This window comes from Gluconacetobacter diazotrophicus PA1 5 (assembly GCF_000067045.1).
Taxonomy (GTDB): Bacteria; Pseudomonadota; Alphaproteobacteria; order Acetobacterales; family Acetobacteraceae; genus Gluconacetobacter; species Gluconacetobacter diazotrophicus.
The window spans coordinates 1,915,256-1,933,414 of record NC_010125.1; the positions used below are offsets into that span (position 1 = coordinate 1,915,256).

Here is an 18,159-nt window from a genome sequence, read left to right on the forward strand (position 1 = left end):
GGGAAACCGGGAGGTCAGTCGACGCTGATCGACGCGGCCTCGGGACCCTTCTGGCCCTGGACGACCTGCACGTTCGCCGTCTGGCCTTCGGTCAGGCCGGTCAGGCCCGAACGCTCCAGCGCCGAGGCGTGGACGAAGATGTCCTTGCCGCCGGATTCCGGCGTGATGAAGCCGAAGCCCTTCGTGGCGTTGTACCACTTGACCACGCCGCGCATTTCCTGCGCCTGCGACAGGTCGGGGGCCGGGCGGGACGGACGGCCGCCAAAGCCGCCGGCGGCGGCACGCGGGGCGCCGAAGCCGCGCGGACGTTCCGGCTGCGCGGTGCTGTCGTCCACCGAGACCACGGACGCGACCTGACGGCCCTTGGGGCCCTGGCCGATGCGGACGACCAGCGTCGTTCCGGGCGAGACGGAATCATGTCCGCTGGTCGCCAGCGCGTTGGCGTGGAGGAAGACGTCTCCCGAGCCATCGGACAGCTCGACGAAGCCGAAGCCTTTCTCGCTGTTGAACCACTTGACGGCGGCACTGATTTCCGGGCCCGAGGCGATGACCTGGGACGGAGCGCCACCGCCCATCGGCCGGCGCGGGGCACCGCCGCCGCTGCGGTCACCAAACGAGGGCGACGACATGAAATCGTCGTCAAATCCGCCGCGGCGCGGGGAACGGGGGCTGCGGTCGGTCCTGTTACTTCTCAACGGTCGTAATCCCGAGGTCTAGTTGGCGGGTCCTGTCCCAGGAGCCACCGGATGAAGAAATCTTGCTGGATCAAGGAATTACAAAGCCGTAATCCAACCGTTTTCACGGATGGCGCGGACAGCGTCCTTTCCCCGCACGGACCCTAGCACGTATGCGCCGGTGTCCGATACAGATAAGCATATCCGCGGCCGGGGGTTCCATCGTCATTTCACGTAAATGACCGTTCGTGATCATGAGAATTTTTCCGGATCGGCCATCACGAATTTTCCGGTGGGCTTTCGTGGATCGGACGAACGATCTACACAGTTCAAAAGAGGCCGTTATGTCGTGATGCCGCTTCGTGAAATCCGGGTATGGATTTCGAAGGGGCAGGGGCAGCAGGTGGAAGGGAAGCTGATGAGCCAGGCGAAGACGTGGAAGAGGACCGGCTGGATGGTGCGGGCCGGGACGCTGGCCGGGATCGGCAGCCTGGCGATGGCAGCCCAGCCAGCCCGCGCGACGCCGCTGCAGGACCCGTACGGCACCTGGACCGTCCAGGGTGAAAACGACGCCGTCAGCACGCTCAACGGCACGTCGGACCAGTATTACACCAGCGGCCTGCGCGTGAACTGGACATCGGGCACCGACAACCAGCCCGCGCCGATCGAGACGATCAACCACGCGATCATGGGCAAGGGCGTGACCCGCATCAGCCTGGGCGTGCAGCAGTTGATCTTCACCCCGCACGATACCCAGCTCGCGACACCGTCGCCCAGCGACCGCCCCTATGCCGGCCTGCTGCTGGGCACCGTGAACCTGATCAACGACACGGACCTGTCGCGGTCTGTCTTCGGAATCCAGTTCGGCGTCATGGGGCCCGACGCCATGGGGCGGCAGTTGCAGAACGGATTCCACAGCGCGATCGGGGATACGTCCAACCTGGGCTGGAAACACCAGTTGGCGAACCAGCCGGTGTTCCAGGTGCAGGGCGGCCGGACATGGCGGCTTCCGATGGCCAATATATATGGCGTCGAGATGGACATGATGCCCGCGACCTCGGCCGCGATCGGCGATTACCGGATCTATGGCACGGTGGCCGACACGTTCCGCATCGGGCAGGGGCTGCGCAGCGATTTCGGCATTCCGACCATCGGGCCGGGCACCGACGGCACCGATGCCTACCGGCTGACCCGCCCGGTCGCCTGGTACGTCTTCGGCAACGTCACGGGATCGGCGGTCGCCTATGACGCGACGCTGCAGGGCAACACGCTGCGCAGCGGCTCGCCGCATGTTCCGATGAACTGGGATGTCGGCGAAATCCACGCCGGCGTCGCCATCATGTGGCACGGCATGCGCCTGTCCTACAGCCAGGTCTGGCAGACGCAGGAATTCCGTGGCGCGCGCAGCGGCCTGTTCAATTACGGATCGCTGGCCCTGTCCGGGAAATTCTAAGCCTACTACCCCGAGCGCAGGATTCGGGCGGCATCGTGCCGGTCGAACAGTTCCAGCAACTGGGCGATCGCGTTGCGGCGCGATTCGCTGGCGCCCCCTTCGGCGACCCGCTGCGCGTCCTGGGCCGCGATCGTCAGCAACAGGTCCAGCCGCGCACCGGTCGCAAGCCGCAGGTCCGGCAGTCCGGACTGGCGGCGGCCGGTGACGTCGCCGCCGCCGCGCAGGCGGAAATCCTCGTCCGCGATCAGGAACCCGTCCTCGGTATCGCGCAGCAGGGCCAGCCGGCGCCGGGCCGTGCTGCCCAGCGCGTCGTCATGCAGCAGCAGGCAGAACGATTCGTCGCGGCCGCGTCCCACGCGCCCGCGCAACTGGTGCAGTTGCGCCAGGCCGAACCGTTCGGCGTGTTCGATGACCATGATGGTGGCGGCGGGGATGTCCACGCCGACCTCGATCACCGTCGTCGCGACCAGGATCTTCGTCCGCCCCGCCGCGAAATCCGCGATCGCGGCCTCGCGCACCGCGATGTCCTGCTGGCCGTGCGCCAGGCCCACGATCGGCCCGAAGCGCTCGGTCAGTGCGGCGAAGCGCGCCTCCGCCGCCGCCAGGTCCATCGCCTCGCTTTCCGTGACCAGCGGGCAGACCCAGAAGACCAGGGCGCCGCGTGCGATCGCGCGCCCGATTCCGTCCAGCACATCGCCCAATGACGCCATGGCGTGCAGGGACGTCCGTACGGGCAGGCGTCCGGCCGGTTTTTCGTTCAGGCGGCTGACCTGCATCTCGCCCCACTGGGTCAGCAGCAGCGTGCGCGGAATGGGGGTAGCGGTCATGACCAGGATATCGGCCCGGTCGCCCTTCTCACCCAGCAGCAGGCGCTGCTCGACCCCGAACCGGTGCTGTTCGTCGATCACCGCCAGGGCCAAATCGTCGAACACGACCTTGTCCTGGAACAGCGCGTGCGTGCCCACGACCAGCGGCGCGCGGCCGGATGCGATGTCTTCCAGCACGGTCCTGCGCGCGCGTCCCTTGACGCTGCCGCTGAGGAACGCCACCGGCACCGGCGCCAGCTTCTGGAACGTGGCCAGGTGCTGGCGGGCCAGGATTTCCGTGGGGGCCATCAGCACCGCCTGGTGTCCGGCCTCGGCCGCCGCCAGCATGGCCAGCATCGCCACCAGCGTCTTGCCCGCCCCGACATCGCCCTGCAGCAGGCGCATCATCGGATATGACGCGGCGAGGTCCGAATCGATTTCGCGCACCGCGCGGTGCTGGGCCCCGGTCGGGGTATAGCCGAACCGGGCCAGCGCCTCGGCGCGCAGGGTGCCCGTGCCGACGATGGACCGGCCGGGGCGGTTGCGGTTGCGGCGCCGTGCCTCGGACATCGCGACCTGTTCGGCCAGCAGTTCGTCGCAGGCCAGCCGCTGGCGCGCGCGCTCGCCGGCGGCCTGCCAGGCATCGCCGCGCAGCAGGTCGGGGAAGGCCTCGGGGCAGTGCAGTTGACGCAGCGCGGTCTCGAAATCCGGCCAGTGTCGGCGGGCCACCAGCACGGAATCCAGCCATTCCGGCAACGGGGGAAAGCGAAGGAACGCCTGGTGCAGCGCCGCGCGCACGTGGCGGGGAAAAAGGCCGGCCGTCAGCGGCCAGACCGGCTCCAGCGCCGGAATGCGGTCGATGTCGCCGCCCGGCACGATATGGTCGGGGTGGGCCATCTGCAGCCGGTCGCCGAACGCATCCAGCGTGCCCGATACCGGGACGGTCGCTCCCACCCGCATCTGCCGGGCCTGCGTGGGGGATAAGAACACCAGTTCTCCCACCCCGGTGCGCCGGGCCTCCAACGGGGAAAAGAACACGCGCGTTCCCCGGGCGGGCGCGTCGAACCGCCGCACCCGGACCTGCATCGTGGTTCCCCGCCCGGGGACGGCGTTGCGCAGGCTGGGGCGATAGCGGTGATCGACCACCGATTCCGGGCGTCGCGACAGCTGGGGCGATAACCCGCGATCGACCACCGATTCCGGCAGATGGAACAGCAGGTCGATGACCCGCTGGCCCCGCACGGCCCGCGCCAGCAGCTTGGCCAGGGCAGGGCCGACCCCGGGCAGGCTGCCCAGCGGGGCCAGCAGCGGACCGAGATTGTCGTCCCTTTCGTCCTGAAGGATGATGCCAGACACGTGGTGTTCGACCGCTTTCACTTCCCGATTTCGTGTCCTGGGGCGGCCCTTCGGTCGTTGCGTCGATGGGCGGGCTGACAGGAACCTGATGGAGGGCTATAGGACAGCGACGCGAAGGAACAAAACGAAACCATATCAGGGCAGGTACCATGTCCATCGACAGTCCCGACCTTACGAACCTCGATCCGCGCCGTCGCCGGCTCTATTTCCGGGCCACGCATCGCGGCACGCATGAAACCGACATCCTGATCGGCGGCTTCGTCGCCCCGCGCCTTGCCGGCCTGACGGACGCCGAGATGGACGCGCTGGAAGAGGTGATGGAACTGCCCGACGCCGACCTGGCCGACTGGCTGAGCGGCCGCAAGCCGGTGCCCGCCGAAGTCGACGGGCCGATGATGCGCGCCATCATGGCCGACGCCAACGACCCCGCCCGGCAGGCCGCGATCCGGGGAGAACGATGAGGGCACCCGGGACGGAACACGCCGGCTGGGCCACCATCTGGGGGGCACCGGACGGATTCGACGCCTTTCTGGTGGCACGCCGGGCCCGCGAGCATGACGGGCCCGTGCTGCATGTCGCACGGGACGATGCCGGCATGGCGCGGATCGGCGAATTGCTGTCCTTCGTCGCCCCCAATGCCGAAATCCTGCGTTTTCCGTCCTGGGACTGCCTGCCTTACGATCGCGTGTCGCCCAATCCGGCGATCGTCGCCGAACGCGTCGCCACCCTGACGCGGCTGCTGGAACCGGCGACGGCGCCGCGCATCGTGCTGACCACGGTCGGCGGCCTGGTCCAGCGCGTGGCGCCCCGCGCCGCCTTTCGCGGCCAGTCCCTGACCCTGGCCGCCGGCGACAGCCTGGACCAGGCCCTGCTGATCGACCTGCTGGTGGCCGCCGGCTACAACCGCACCGACACGGTGATGGAACCGGGGGAATTCGCCACCCGCGGCGGCATCTTCGATATCTTCCCCTCGGGCGAGGCCGAGCCGGTGCGGCTGGACCTGTTCGGGGACGAGGTCGAGAACATCCGCCGCTTCGACCCCGCCACCCAGCGCTCGTCGGACCGGCTGGACCGGTTCGTCATGCGTCCGGTGGCCGATTTCACCCTGGACCAGGCCAGCATCTCGCGCTTCCGGACCGGCTGGCGCGACCTGTTCGGGCCGGCGGCGGCCTCCGATCCGCTTTATGAACATGTGTCGGACGGGCGGCGCCATGCCGGGCTGGAACATTGGCTGCCGCTGTTCCACGAGCATCTGGAAACGCTGGTCGATTACCTGCCGGGCGTGTCGATCATCCTGGCCCATCAGGTCGAGGACGTCCTGGCCGCGCGGCTGGAGATGATCGCCGATCATTTCGAGGCCCGGCGCCAGCCGGTGCGCGAGGGCGAAGTCCCGTACCGCGCGCTGCCGCCCCACCTGATGTACCTGGACCGCAAGGGATGGGACGGAATCCTGTCCGGCCACCCGGTGATGCTGTTCAGCCCCTTCGCCCGTCCGGACAATGCCGGGGGCGTGGATGCCGGGGGGCGGCCGGGCATCCTGTTCGCCAGCGTCGCGGGGGGCGGGGCGCGTGAGAACGTGTTCGCGATGCTGGATACGCAGGTCCGGCAATGGGCCGAGACCGGGCGCCGCGCCTACGTGTCGGCCTGGACCCGGGGATCGCGCGAGCGGATCGCGACATTGCTGCGCGAGCACGGCATGCGGGTCGAGACGTTCGATGGCTGGGCCCGCGCGCAGGATCTGCCGCCCGGCACCGTGGGCCTGCTGACGCTGGGCCTGGAACGTGGCTTCATCGCCGACAACCTGGCCTTCGTGTCCGAGCAGGACCTGCTGGGCGAGCGGATTTCCCGCCCGCCGCGCCGGCGCAAGAAGGCCGACCAGTTCATTGCCGAGGCGTCGGAAATCGCCGAGGGCGACCTGGTGGTCCATCAGGATTACGGCATCGGCCGCTATGACGGGCTGGAGACGATCGGCGTCGGCACCGCGCCGCATGACTGCCTGCGCCTGATCTATGACGGGAACGAGAAACTGTTCCTGCCGGTCGAAAATATCGAACTGCTCAGCCGCTTCGGGTCCGACCAGGCGGGGGTGGCGCTGGACAAGCTGGGCGGGGCCTCGTGGCAGAACCGCAAGGCCCGGATGAAGCAGCGCATCCGCGACATGGCGGGCGAACTGATCCGCACCGCCGCCCTGCGCGCGTTGCGCGAGGCCCCCAGCATGACCCCGGCCGAGGGGATGTGGGACGAGTTCTGCGCGCGCTTCCCCTTCGTCGAGACCGAGGACCAGTCCCGCGCCATCGCCGACGTGCTGGAGGACATGGGGTCGGGCCGCCCGATGGACCGGCTGGTGTGCGGCGATGTGGGCTTCGGCAAGACCGAGGTCGCGCTGCGCGCGGCCTTCGTCGCCGCCCTGTCCGGCGCCCAGGTGGCGGTGGTGGTGCCGACCACGCTGCTGGCGCGACAGCATTTCCGCACCTTCTCGGCCCGTTTCTCCGGCCTGCCGATCACGGTGGCGCAATTGTCGCGCATGGTCACGCCCAAGGAGGCGACCGCCGTGCGCAAGGGGCTGGCCGACGGCACGATCAACATCGTCATCGGCACCCACGCGCTGCTGGCCAAGGGCGTGCAGTTCGCCGACCTGGAACTGCTGATCATCGACGAGGAGCAGCATTTCGGCGTCGCGCACAAGGAGAAGCTGAAGGCGCTGCGCGAGGACGTGCATGTGCTGACCCTGTCGGCCACCCCGCTGCCGCGTACTTTGCAACTGGCCCTGACCGGCGTGCGGGAGATGAGCCTGATTGCGACCCCGCCCACCGACCGGCTGGCGGTGCGGACCTTCATCATGCCGTTCGACAGCGTGGTGATCCGCGAGGCGATCCAGCGCGAGCGGTTTCGCGGCGGGCAGATCTTCTGCGTCGTGCCCCGGATCGAGGATCTGGACCGCATGGCCGCCCGCCTGCAGGACATCGTGCCCGACGCGCGCCTGGTCCAGGCACATGGCCGCCTGACCCCGACCGAGCTGGAACGGGTGATGACCGAATTCAGCGACGGCAAATACGACATCCTGCTGTCCACCAACATCGTGGAAAGCGGGCTGGACATGCCGGCGGTGAACACGCTGATCATCCATCGCGCGGACATGTTCGGGCTGGGGCAGCTCTATCAGTTGCGCGGCCGCGTCGGGCGCGGCAAGCAGCGGGGCTATGCCTACCTGACCTGGCCGCAGACCCATGTCCTGTCGGCCGCCGCCGAAAAGCGGCTGGAGGTCATGCAGACCCTGGATACGCTGGGGGCGGGCTTTACCCTGGCGTCGCACGACCTGGACCTGCGCGGGGCGGGCAACCTGCTGGGCGACGAGCAATCGGGCCATATCCGCGAGGTCGGGATCGAGCTGTACCAGCAGATGCTGGAGGACGCGGTCGCGGAACTGCGGGTCGAAAAGGGCCGGCGCAAGGCGCAGGACCGCGACTGGACCCCGAACATCATCCTGGGCCTGCCGGTTCTGATCCCCGAAACCTACGTGCCCGACCTGCCGGTCCGGCTGGGCCTGTACCGGCGCATCGCCGGGCTGGCCAATGACGCCGAAATCGAGGCGATGGAGGCGGAACTGGTCGACCGGTTCGGGACGATGCCGGACGAGGTGCGCAACCTGCTGGACGTCGTCGCGATCAAGCGCCTGTGCCGCGAGGCCGGGGTCGAGCGGCTGGAGGCCGGGCCGAAGGGCATGGTGATCCAGTTCCGCGGTAACAGTTTCGCCAACCCGGGTGGATTGGTGACCTGGATCGCGGCACATAAGGAAGGCAATGTCCGCCTGCGCCCGGACCACAAGCTGGCCCTGGTGCGGGAGATGACGAACGCGCAGCGCATTCGCCTGGCCAAGGACACGGTCCAGACGCTGGGCCGCCTCGCGGGTCAGGAGAAGGCGGCCTGACCCCCTGGCCCCTGATCACGACATACCATCGCGACGACAACACTGAAGGACAGGCAAGATGAAGATTGATCTGGCGGGCAAGAGCGCGATCGTCACCGGCTCGACGGCCGGTATCGGGCTGGCCATTGCCGTGGCCCTGGCCGAAACCGGGGCCGAAGTCATCGTCAACGGCCGCAGCCAGGCCCGGGTGGACGAGGCCATGGCCCATATCCGCGTCCGCATGCCCACCGCCCGGCTGCGCGGGGTTCCCGGCGACCTGGGAACCGGCGAGGGGATCGACAGCTTCATCCGCACCATCCCCCAGGCCGACATCCTGGTGAACAATCTGGGCATCTTCGAGCAGGAAGACTTCCTGAAGACGTCCGACGCCGACTGGCAGCGCTTCTTCGACGTCAACGTCATGAGCGGCGTGCGCCTGACCCGGCATTACCTGCCCGGCATGGTCGAGCGGAAATGGGGCCGGGTGGTGTTCATTTCCAGCGAATCGGCGCTGAACATCCCGGCCGACATGATCGCCTACGGCTTTACCAAGGCCGCGCAGGTCGCGATCGCCCGGGGCATCGCCGAGAGCGTCCCGGGAACCGGCGTCACCGTCAATTCGGTGCTGCCCGGCCCGACGCGCACCGAAGGCGTGATGGAGATGTTCGAGAAGGCGGCCCGCGAAAGCGGGCGCACGGTGCAGGATGTCGTGGACGAATTCATTCCCGCGCACCGTCCCACCTCGCTGATCCGCCGCCTGGCGGAGCCCGAGGAGATCGCCAGCATGGTCGCCTATGTCTGCTCGCCGCAGGCCTCGGCCACCACCGGCGCCACCCTGCGCGTCGAAGGCGGCCTGCTCCGTCATCCGGGTTAGTTCCGGCCAGCCCCTTAGCGGAGTGGTAAAGGGATCTGATTGATGGTCAGGACCCCGCCCTGCCACTCGACATCCCAGGACGTGTCCGCGTCCGCGTGGCGGCCGACCAGGTTGGCCAGGATCAGCGCGGTCGTAGCACGGGCCTGACCGGCCGCGCGCAGGGTGGCGATCAGTTCGGGCAGGTTGCTCAGGCTGAGATGCCCGGCGGCGGAATTCGCGTCCGCGTTGCCGGTCAGCATGGCGGTGCCGCGACCGTTCAGCCGCAGGTCGCCATGCTGGGCCATCAGGGTGGTGATGGTGACGGGCACCAGCACGCTGCGCGCGGGATGGCCGGCGGTTGCCGCCAGCAGCGGGCCCAGCGACTGCGCCGGAATCGAGAAGTTCGACCGTGCCTGCTGCGGCAGGAGCGAGGCCAGCACGGTGTTGCCGCTCGCCTGCGCGTCCCTGACATCCAGCGCGACGACGACCGGCCCGCCCAGTTCGGCGCCCCCCAGATGCAGGTGCAGGGCGGCGAAGGACAGGCGGGCGCCGCCATTGTTCACGACCGGCGCCGTCCACGCCACGTCATAGCCCTGTCCGGCCTTCAGCCCGTTGAGGAGCGGGCCCACGCTGGAGGCGAAATATTCGGACGGGCATCCGGCGCCATGATGGTTCGTCAGCGCCCCCAGCAGCACCAGCGACGCCGCGTTCAGGATATCGCGCGCGTCGGTCCCCGCAGCGTCCCCGCCCTTGACAGTCACCATGCGGGCATGAAGAGAGGGAGCCTCGCCCCCCGGGGAAAAGCGCAGGACATAATCGCGGGCCGCGGCAACGTTCCCCGAGACCGACAGGCCGCCCGTCCGGGCCTGCGCGCAGGTCTCGGGCAGGGGGGTCGCGCCGGCCGGACCGGCTGCCGCCAGCAGGCCGGCCAGGACCGCCGAGAGGGAAAGAATTCGCATGGTCATCGCCTCAGCCCGCACATTACGCTTTTATTCCCTCCTTCTTTGGCACGGGACTGTGGCTTAGGCGAGGCCGCGTGCCGCCTGCGTTTCTTCCGCTTTACCGGGACCCTTTCGATGTTCAAGCCTGACCCGTTCCTGCTCAGCCTGATCTGCACCGTGCTGCTGGCCACGATCGTACCGTGCCACGGCGCCGCCGTCCCGATGTTCCAGGACCTGGCGATCGCGGTCATCGCCGTGATGTTCTTCCTGCAGGGCGCGCGCCTGTCGCGGCAGGCCGTGCTGGGCGGCATCGTGAACTGGCGCCTGCACCTGGCAATCCTGCTGTGCACGTTCGCCCTGTTTCCCCTGCTGGGGATGGGCCTGCACGCGCTGTTTCCGCATCTGCTGCATCAATCGGTCTGGCTGGGCATCCTGTTCCTGTGCTGCCTGCCTTCCACGGTGCAGTCCTCGATCGCCTTTACCTCGATCGCGCGGGGCAATGTTCCGGCCGCCGTGTGCGCCGCCACCACGTCGAACATCGCGGGTATCTTCATCACCCCGGTCCTGACCGGGCTGGTGCTGGAACGCCAGGGCGCGGCATCGGGCCATGGCGGGGTGCTGGCGATCATGATGCAGTTGCTGCTGCCCTTCGTGCTGGGGCAGGTGCTGCAGCCCTGGCTGGGGGCGTGGGCCCACCGCAACAAGCGGCTGCTGTCCATGACCGACCGGGGATCGATCCTGATCGTCGTCTACACGGCGTTCAGCGAGGCCGTGGTCCAGGGATTGTGGCACAAGCTGCCGCTGTCCCAGATCGGCCTGGTCATGGTGGTGGATGGCGTGCTGCTGGCCGCCGTCCTGCTGGCCACCACGATGGGCAGCCGGGTCCTGGGCTTCCCCCGCGAGGACGAAATCGCGATCGTCTTCTGCGGGTCGAAGAAGACCCTGGCCTCCGGCGTGCCGATGGCCAACGTGCTGTTCGCACCGGCCACCGTCGGCCTCGTGGTCCTGCCGCTGATGATCTATCACCAGATCCAGCTTTTCGTCTGCGCCGTCCTGGCCCGCCGCTACGCCGCGGCCCATGACCGGCTTGCCGAAGCCGAAGCGGTGGTGGAGCGCGCCTAGGCCTTCGGGGCCAGGAACGATGTCAGCGTATCCGCCAGCGCCTGCGGGGCCTCTTCCGGGATATAATATCCGCAGGCGAGTTCCACGCCCGTGACCGGTCCGGTCGCGTATGGGCGCCACAGGTCGGTGGGATCGTACCAGCCGCCCAGCCGCCCGTCGCGCGACCATGCCACCAGCACGGGACAGCCGATCCGCAGGTCCGCCGGGTAGGGCGGGATGCGGAAATGGCCGGTGGCCCCCGGCGACTGGCCCGGCGGCACCTTGTCCAGGTAATCGGCCACGGCGGACCGGTTGAACGGTCCGGCCGAATCCGGTTCGGGCCGCGTCCAGGCCTCGGGGATCGTCACCGTGGCCGATTCGGGCTTGGGGTGAAGCTGCGCGAACCAGCAGGCCTGGTACTGCGACAGTTCGAAGGCCAGGTCGGTGCGCCCGTGGTGGCTGGGGGAGGGGATGCATTCGATTTCCGCCACATGCGTGACCCGATGCGGCGCCTGGGCGGCGGCATGGGCGGCGACATGCCCCCCCGTTCCGTGCCCGACGATGGCCAGCCGGTCATGCCCCAGCGCGTGGGCTGCCCGCAGCAGGTCGCGCGCCTGCTGCGAAAAATCGAAATGATGCGGCAGGTCGGGACACAGCACCGTGTGCGTGCGGCTGAAGGCCGGGGCAACGGCATGCCACGCCACGTGGCTTTGCACCTGGCCGTGAAGGAAGACCAGCAACGGGCCCTTGCCGCCCAGGCGCGCGCGGCACTGTCCCGCCCCCCACGCCAGTTCCATCAGTTCGAGTTGCCCGAAAAACATGCAGGGATCCATTGCAGACACGATGCGCCGATAGGGGCACATATAGGGATATCGTCGATTATTGGACAGAGCCGGCCCGACAATGCCAGTCGGGGCCGCTAGGATGTAACAGGAAACGAAGCCGCTTATGACCGGACTGGACCCCGACAACTGGGACGACCTGCGGAGCCTGGGGCACCGCATGGTGGATGACATGATCGACCGGCTGGCGACCCTGCGTGACGGGCCGGTCTGGCGCCCGATGCCGCCGGAAATCCGTACCGCCCTGCATACCGACCTGCCGGCCGCCCCGACGCCGCCCGAAGCGCTGTACGACCGGTTTCGCGACCAGATCGCCCCCTATGCCACCGGCAACACCCATCCGGGCTTCATGGGCTGGGTCCATGGCGGCGGGACGGGGGTGGGGATGCTGGCCGAACTGCTGGCCGGCGGGCTGAACGCCAATTGCGGCGGCCGCGACCACGCGCCGGTCGAAATCGAGCGTACGGTCATCGGCTGGGCCGCCGAGATCATGGGCTTTCCCGCCGATGCGACGGGCGTGCTGGTCACCGGGTCCTCGATGGCCAACATGATCGCCGTCATCACCGCCAGCCGCGCGGTCGCGGACGGCATCACCCTGCGGCAGCGCGGCGTCGGCGGCCGGCAACTGGTCGGCTATGCCGCCGCCACCGCCCATGGCTGCATCGCCCGCGCCTTCGACCTGGCGGGACTGGGGACCGACGCGCTGCGCATCATCCCCGTGGATTCGACCCATCGCATGGATATCCAGGCCCTGCGCGCCGCCGTGGAATCCGACCGGCAGCAGGGTTTCGAGCCGTTCATCGTCATCGGCACCGCCGGGACGGTCGATACCGGTTCGATCGACGACCTGGGCGCCATCGCCGACATCGCGGCGCAAGAGGACATCTGGTTCCACGTCGACGGCGCCTTCGGCGCGCTGGCCATGCTGTCCCGCACGCTGCGCCCGCATCTGCGCGGCCTGGATCGCGCGGACAGCCTGGCATTCGATTTTCACAAATGGGCCCAGGTGCCGTACGATGCCGGTTGCATCCTGGTGCGCGAACCCGGGCGCCAGGCGGCGGCCTTCGCGCAATCGCTGGCCTATCTGTCGCGCGAGGACCGGGGCCTGGCGGGCAACGCGCCCTGGTTCTGCGACCTGGGGCCGGACCTGTCGCGCGGCTTTCGTGCCCTGAAGGTCTGGATGACGCTGGGCACCTACGGCACCGTCCGCCTGGGGCAGATGGTCGACGAATGCTGCGCCGTCGCGGCCCATCTGGCCCGGCGCGTGGATCGCGAGCCGCTGCTGGAACGCCTGGCACCGGTCGGGCTGAACATCGTCTGCTTTCGCGTGCGCGTTCCGGACGTGGAGTTGGACTGGCTGAACGGCGAACTGGTCAAGGACCTGCACGAATCCGGCATCGCCGCGCCCTCCACGACGATGGTGGGTGGGGTGAAGGCCATTCGCGCCGCGATCGTCAATCACCGCACCGTGGCGGCGGATGTCGACCTTATGGTCGATGCGGTGCTGCGGCTGGCCCAGGAAAGGCAAGGGCTCGGCCAAAGGGCCTAGCCCTTTGGAAACCCTATTGTTTCAGGCGATTCGGCGGCGACCCGCGACAGCGACCTTTTCATCGAAAAGTTCGGAGAGCTTCTGCATCATCGTGCCGCCCAGTTCCTCGGCGTCGGAGATCGTGACCGCGCGGCGGTAATAGCGCGTCACGTCATGGCCGATCCCGATGGCCACCAGTTCGACGCCGCTGCGGTTTTCGATCTGGGCGATCACCTGCCGCAGGTGCGTTTCCAGATACGACCCGGCATTGACCGACAGCGTGCTGTCATCCACCGGCGCGCCGTCCGAGATCACCATCAGGATCTTCCGGCTTTCCGGCCGGCCCTGCAGGCGCCGCCAGGCCCACAGCAGGGCCTCGCCGTCGATATTTTCCTTCAGCAGCCCCTCGCGCAGCATCAGGCCCAGATTCTTCCGCGCCCGGCGCCACGGCATGTCCGCCGATTTGTAGATGATGTGCCGCAGATCGTTCAGCCGCCCCGGATTGGCCGGCTTGCCCTGCGCCACCCAGCGCTCGCGGCTCTGCCCGCCCTTCCAGGCCCGGGTGGTGAAGCCCAGGACCTCGACCTTCACCGCGCAGCGTTCCAGCGTGCGGGCCAGGATGTCGCCGCACATCGCGGCCACCGAAATCGGCCGGCCGCGCATCGATCCGGAATTGTCGATCAGCAGGGTCACGACCGTGTCGCGGAAATCGGTGTCGCGTTCGTGCTTGTAGGACAGCGACAGCGTCGGGTTGACCACCACCCGCGACAGCCGGCCGGCATCCAGGATGCCTTCCTCCAGGTCGAACTCCCACGCCCGCGTCTGCTGTGCCAGCAGGCGTCGTTGCAGCCGGTTGGCCAGGCGCGACACCACGCCCTGCAGGCTGAGCAACTGGTGGTCCAACTGCTGGCGCAGGCGGGCCAGTTCGTCGGCGTCGCACAGATCCTCGGCCGCGATTTCCTCGTCGAACGCGGTGGTGAAGGCATGATACAGGGACGCCGGATCGGTCGCTTCCTGATCGTCCGTGCCGCGTGGGCCGCCCGCTTCCTCGGACCCCGCTGTACCGCCGGGTTCGGACTCGTCGGGGTTGTCGTCGCCGGCTCCCGCACCTTGCGCCAACTGGGGCTGCAGGCCGGTCTCGTCTTCCTGCTGGCCGCTGGCGTCCTCGTCCTGCGGCTGCGGCTTCTCGGGCGCTTCGCCCGGTTCTTCCTCGGTCTCGTCCGAGGGGGCGCTGTCGTCGCCGTCCTCGTCCTCCTCGATCTCGGCCTCGCCCTCGATCAGTTCGCAGGCGACCAGCAGCCGCTTCGCGGCACGCGAAAACGCCATCTGGTCGTCCTGATGGGCGGCCATGTCGTCCAGCGCGCGCAGTGCCGAGGGGCCCAGATGCGCACGCCACTGTTCGGCCATCGCGCGCATGCTCTCGGGCACGGGCTCGCCCGTCATGCGTTCGCGCGCCAGCAGCGACAGCGCAACCTGCACGGGAATCTGGTCGCGCGCCTGCGCCCGGTCATAACCCCTGTCGTGATAGTCCCGCTCGGCCTGATTCCGCAGATTGGCGGCGACTCCCGCCATGTGGCGCGCGCCGAAGCTTTCGACCCGCGCCTGTTCCAGCGCGTCATAGGCCAGCCGGGCATCGGCCTGCTCCGGCCGGGTCGCGTTGTGGATCGTCACGTCATGATGGCGCAGTTGCAGCGCCACGGCATCCGCCGCGCCGCGCACGCGCCGGATATCGGCCTCGGCCAGTTGCAGGGCGGGCTGCGGCAGGCGGACGTGATCGCCGCTGACCGCCGCCGCAGGCGGAATCGGGCCGGTCTGGAACGTGACCTCGGCCGTCGCCCGGCCGCCCAGCGCGCGCAGCGCGCCAACGGTCGCGCGCTTGAAGACGTCGGCCCGCTCGGCGGCGGCCAATCGTGCGGACTGGGTGGTGTCCTTGCGGTCGCGCATGGCTTCCCGGGCCGATCAGCGCGCGCGCGGCGCCGTGCCGGTGGGGTCAGAACGTTGAAGCAGCGCTGGTAATATTCCGCCACCGTCGACGCTCGGCCTCGTCGCACTTGTTCAGGAAGGACACGCGGAAGGCGAATTCCAGATCCTTGAAGATCCTGGCATTCTCGGCCCAGCTGATGACCGTGCGCGGCGACATGACCGTCGAGATGTCGCCGGCGATGAAGCCCGAACGCGTCAGGTCGGCCAGGGCGACCATGCTTTCGATCCGCTTGCGGGCCGGGGCATCGCTGGGATCGACGGCCATCTTGGCCACGACGATGGCCGTTTCCTCGGCATGGGGCAGGTAGTTCAGGGTGGTGACCACGTTCCAGCGGTCCATCTGGCCCTGATTGATCTGCTGCGTGCCGTGATACAGGCCGGTGGTGTCGCCCAGGCCCACCGTGTTCGCCGTGGCGAACAGGCGGAAGAACGGGTGCGGGCGGATCACGCGGTTCTGGTCCAGCAGCGTCAGATGGCCCTCGACCTCCAGCACGCGCTGGATGACGAACATGACGTCCGGCCGCCCGGCATCATATTCGTCGAACACCAGGGCGCAGGGGTGCTGCAGCCCCCAGGGCAGCAGCCCTTCGCGGAATTCCGTCACCTGCTTGCCGTCGCGCAGCACGATGGCATCCTTGCCGATCAGGTCGATGCGCGAGATATGGCTGTCCAGGTTGATGCGCACGCACGGCCAGTTCAGCCGCGACGCCACCTGTTCGACATGCGACGACTTGCCGGTGCCGTGATAGCCCTGGATCATCACGCGCCGGTTGAAGGCGAAGCCGGCCAGGATGGCCAGCGTGGTGTCGTGATCGAAGCGATAGGTCGGATCGGCATCCGGTACGTGATCGGTCCGCACCGAGAAGGCGGGCACCTGCAGATCGCTGTCGATGCCGAAGACATCGCGGGCGGAGACCGTGCGGTCGGGGGCGGACAGGACCGAGATCGGCGGCAGGTCATCCCCGTTTTCGGCAGTCGATCCGGCGGTCAGGGTGGCGAGGTCATTCATCGGGGTGCATCCGTCACGGCTGGTTGGTCCCGCCGCGCGCCGTGGCGACGGTCCGTGTCATATGGTCTTCGGCGTCCCGGAATTCGATGTCCGGGTTCGGGGCTTCGGCGTCTCCGGGTCCACTATAGACCGGATCGCCCGCGTGGCCATGCCTACGCGGTTCTTTCCAGGTCCGCGGCCCGCGCGGATGCCAGGTGCGTGCGCAGGGCGGTATAGGCGACGTTGATGCTTTTCAGGCGCTCTTCCGCCTCGCGGTCGCCGCCGTTGGTGTCGGGATGGTGCCGGCGCGCCAGGTCCTTGTAGCGCAGTTTCAACTCGTCCATCGACAGCGGCCAGTCCAGGCCCAGCGTGTCCAGCGGCTGGCGCAGGGCTTCGGGCACCTCCGGGCGGGCCGAGGCCGCGCGCCGCGCCGCCGGCCGGCGCCCGCCGTTCATCAGGTCCAGCGGGTCCAGGATATCCTCTTCCGAGAAATGCGCGCCACGCTGTCCCAGTCGCCATGACGGCCGGTTCCATGAAACGTCGTCGCGGATATGCGCCTCGATCTGGCCGGGGGACATGCCTTTATAGAAGTCCCACCGCGAATTATATTCGCGCACATGGGGCAGGCAGAACCAGAAATACTCGTTCAGGGCATCGCGCGACCGGGGGGCGCGATATCCGGCGGCCTCGGCGCAGCCGGCCATGTCGCAGCACCGTTCCGGCGCATCCGGATCGGGATCGAAGGCCCGGTGTCGTGTGTTCCTTCTCGTCATCATCTGGCGTTATGTGCGTCCGGACCGTATTCGTGCAAGAGCCAAGCGCGCCAGCCAGGAAGAGGACAGACCAGTGAGTGACACAGAACGGAACCGCGCGACGCGAATCGGCCAGGCCCTGCATGCGCGCCTGACGCCCGCGATCCTGGAAATCGAGGATGACAGCGCCCGCCATGCCGGCCATGCCGGCGCGCGTCACGCGGGACGGGGGCCTGAAACGACGGGCGAGACCCATTACAATATCCTGCTCGTCAGCGGCGCTTTCGGCGGCATTTCGCGCGTTCAGCGGTCGCGCCTGGTTCATGACCTGCTGGCGGACGAATTCGCGTCCGGCCTGCATGCGCTGTCGCTGACCCTGCGCACGCCCGACGAACACGCCGCGCTGGCCGCCGGGACCGCCGGGGCGTGATCGTGCGCAATGGTCCCACCCGGCGCCTGGTCCTGACGGCCCCGCTGGCCCTGGCGGCGTGCCAGGCGGCGCCGGGGCCGGTCGGCGGGCGGGACGTCGCGCGGATCGAGCGCTACCTGAACACCACGCGGGGCCTGAGCGCCCATGTGGCGCAGACGTGGCCGGATGGCGGCGTCGGGGAAGGGACGCTGTCCTACGATCCCGGGTACCTGCGCCTGGATTACGATACGCCGCACCGCATGCGGCTGGTCGCGGCCGGCGGGCATCTGGTCTTCCGCGACGCGGTGCGCCAGTCGGTCACGCGCATGAACCTGTCGCGCCAGCCGTTGGGCCTGCTTCTGGCCACGCCGGTGCATCTGGGCGGCGAGGTCACGGTCACCGCGATCCAGCATGGCGACCACGTGCTGCAGGTCTCGCTGGCCCGCACCGCCAATCCGTCCCAGGGGCCTGCTGACGCTGGGCTTTTCGGATTTCGCCGGGCAGTTGTCGCTGGTCGCCATCGACATCCTGGACGAACGCCACAACCGCACGCGCCTGCATCTTGA

The 18,159-nt window shown here is 68.6% G+C and carries 14 protein-coding genes and 1 pseudogene; 8 read left to right on the forward strand and 7 right to left on the reverse strand.

Annotation, left to right across the window (positions count from 1 at the left end; genetic code table 11):
- Positions 1-14: 14 nt before the first annotated feature.
- Positions 15-695: a cold-shock protein gene (locus GDI_RS20485; RefSeq protein WP_012225451.1), complete on the reverse strand. Its 681-nt coding sequence runs from the start codon at positions 693-695 to the stop codon at positions 15-17.
- Between the two features lie 433 nt (positions 696-1,128).
- Between GDI_RS20485 and GDI_RS08955 the strand changes: the two genes are divergently transcribed.
- Entirely contained in the window at positions 1,129-2,127 is a 999-nt protein-coding gene (locus GDI_RS08955) for a lipid A deacylase LpxR family protein (RefSeq protein WP_144880178.1), read from the forward strand.
- A gap of 5 nt (positions 2,128-2,132) precedes the next feature.
- Here GDI_RS08955 and recG read toward each other — a convergent pair whose 3' ends face one another.
- The gene (gene recG / locus GDI_RS08960) at positions 2,133-4,289 is read right to left on the reverse strand and encodes an ATP-dependent DNA helicase RecG (RefSeq protein WP_050935123.1); all 2,157 of its coding nucleotides are present in this window, start codon (positions 4,287-4,289) and stop codon (positions 2,133-2,135) included.
- 149 nt (positions 4,290-4,438) lie between these two features.
- On the opposite strand from recG, the gene GDI_RS08965 reads away from it, so the two are divergent.
- Genes GDI_RS08965 through GDI_RS08975 form a run of 3 tightly spaced genes read left to right on the forward strand, consistent with a single transcriptional unit; the run spans position 4,439 to position 9,070 of the window.
- Complete coding sequence (locus tag GDI_RS08965) at positions 4,439-4,750, forward strand: FAD assembly factor SdhE (protein ID WP_012225465.1); 312 nt, start codon at positions 4,439-4,441, stop codon at positions 4,748-4,750.
- On the forward strand, positions 4,747-8,217 hold the full coding sequence (gene mfd, locus GDI_RS08970) for a transcription-repair coupling factor (RefSeq protein ID WP_012552961.1): 3,471 nt from the start codon (positions 4,747-4,749) through the stop codon (positions 8,215-8,217). The genes GDI_RS08965 and mfd overlap by 4 nt, the downstream gene beginning before the upstream one ends.
- A 58-nt stretch (positions 8,218-8,275) precedes the next feature.
- The gene (locus GDI_RS08975) at positions 8,276-9,070 is read left to right on the forward strand and encodes an SDR family NAD(P)-dependent oxidoreductase (RefSeq protein ID WP_012225471.1); all 795 of its coding nucleotides are present in this window, start codon (positions 8,276-8,278) and stop codon (positions 9,068-9,070) included.
- Between the two features lie 14 nt (positions 9,071-9,084).
- Here GDI_RS08975 and GDI_RS08980 read toward each other — a convergent pair whose 3' ends face one another.
- Positions 9,085-10,008, reverse strand: a complete 924-nt coding sequence (locus GDI_RS08980) for a hypothetical protein (RefSeq protein ID WP_012225473.1) — start codon at positions 10,006-10,008, stop codon at positions 9,085-9,087.
- Between the two features lie 117 nt (positions 10,009-10,125).
- Between GDI_RS08980 and GDI_RS08985 the strand changes: the two genes are divergently transcribed.
- A complete protein-coding gene (locus tag GDI_RS08985) occupies positions 10,126-11,112 on the forward strand; it encodes a bile acid:sodium symporter family protein (protein ID WP_012552962.1) in 987 nt (328 codons plus the stop codon).
- On the opposite strand, the gene GDI_RS08990 is transcribed toward GDI_RS08985, so the two are convergent.
- A complete protein-coding gene (locus tag GDI_RS08990) occupies positions 11,109-11,912 on the reverse strand; it encodes an alpha/beta fold hydrolase (protein ID WP_012552963.1) in 804 nt (267 codons plus the stop codon). The genes GDI_RS08985 and GDI_RS08990 overlap by 4 nt on opposite strands.
- Positions 11,913-12,039: 127 nt before the next feature.
- On the opposite strand from GDI_RS08990, the gene GDI_RS08995 reads away from it, so the two are divergent.
- Positions 12,040-13,482, forward strand: a complete 1,443-nt coding sequence (locus tag GDI_RS08995) for a pyridoxal phosphate-dependent decarboxylase family protein (protein ID WP_012225479.1) — start codon at positions 12,040-12,042, stop codon at positions 13,480-13,482.
- A 21-nt stretch (positions 13,483-13,503) separates the two neighbouring features.
- Here the strand turns inward: GDI_RS08995 and cobT are convergent, their stop codons facing one another.
- The 3 genes and pseudogenes from cobT to GDI_RS09010 form a co-directional block, all read right to left on the reverse strand.
- Positions 13,504-15,405 (reverse strand): cobaltochelatase subunit CobT, encoded by a 1,902-nt coding sequence (cobT, locus tag GDI_RS09000; protein WP_012225481.1) that lies wholly within the window; start codon positions 15,403-15,405, stop codon positions 13,504-13,506.
- Positions 15,406-15,458: 53 nt separating this feature from the next.
- Positions 15,459-16,453 (reverse strand): annotated as a pseudogene (gene cobS, locus GDI_RS09005) (cobaltochelatase subunit CobS); the annotation flags it as partial.
- A 152-nt stretch (positions 16,454-16,605) separates the two neighbouring features.
- The gene (locus GDI_RS09010; RefSeq protein ID WP_173363370.1) at positions 16,606-17,208 is read right to left on the reverse strand and encodes a J domain-containing protein; all 603 of its coding nucleotides are present in this window, start codon (positions 17,206-17,208) and stop codon (positions 16,606-16,608) included.
- Positions 17,209-17,278: 70 nt separating this feature from the next.
- Between GDI_RS09010 and GDI_RS09015 the strand changes: the two genes are divergently transcribed.
- Both GDI_RS09015 and GDI_RS09020 read left to right on the forward strand, forming a co-directional pair.
- Positions 17,279-17,614, forward strand: coding sequence for a BolA family protein (locus GDI_RS09015; protein ID WP_390614205.1), 336 nt, complete (start codon positions 17,279-17,281; stop codon positions 17,612-17,614).
- Positions 17,611-18,159 (forward strand): LolA family protein, encoded by a 549-nt coding sequence (locus tag GDI_RS09020; protein WP_012225498.1) that lies wholly within the window; start codon positions 17,611-17,613, stop codon positions 18,157-18,159. Before GDI_RS09015 ends, GDI_RS09020 begins: the two co-directional genes overlap by 4 nt.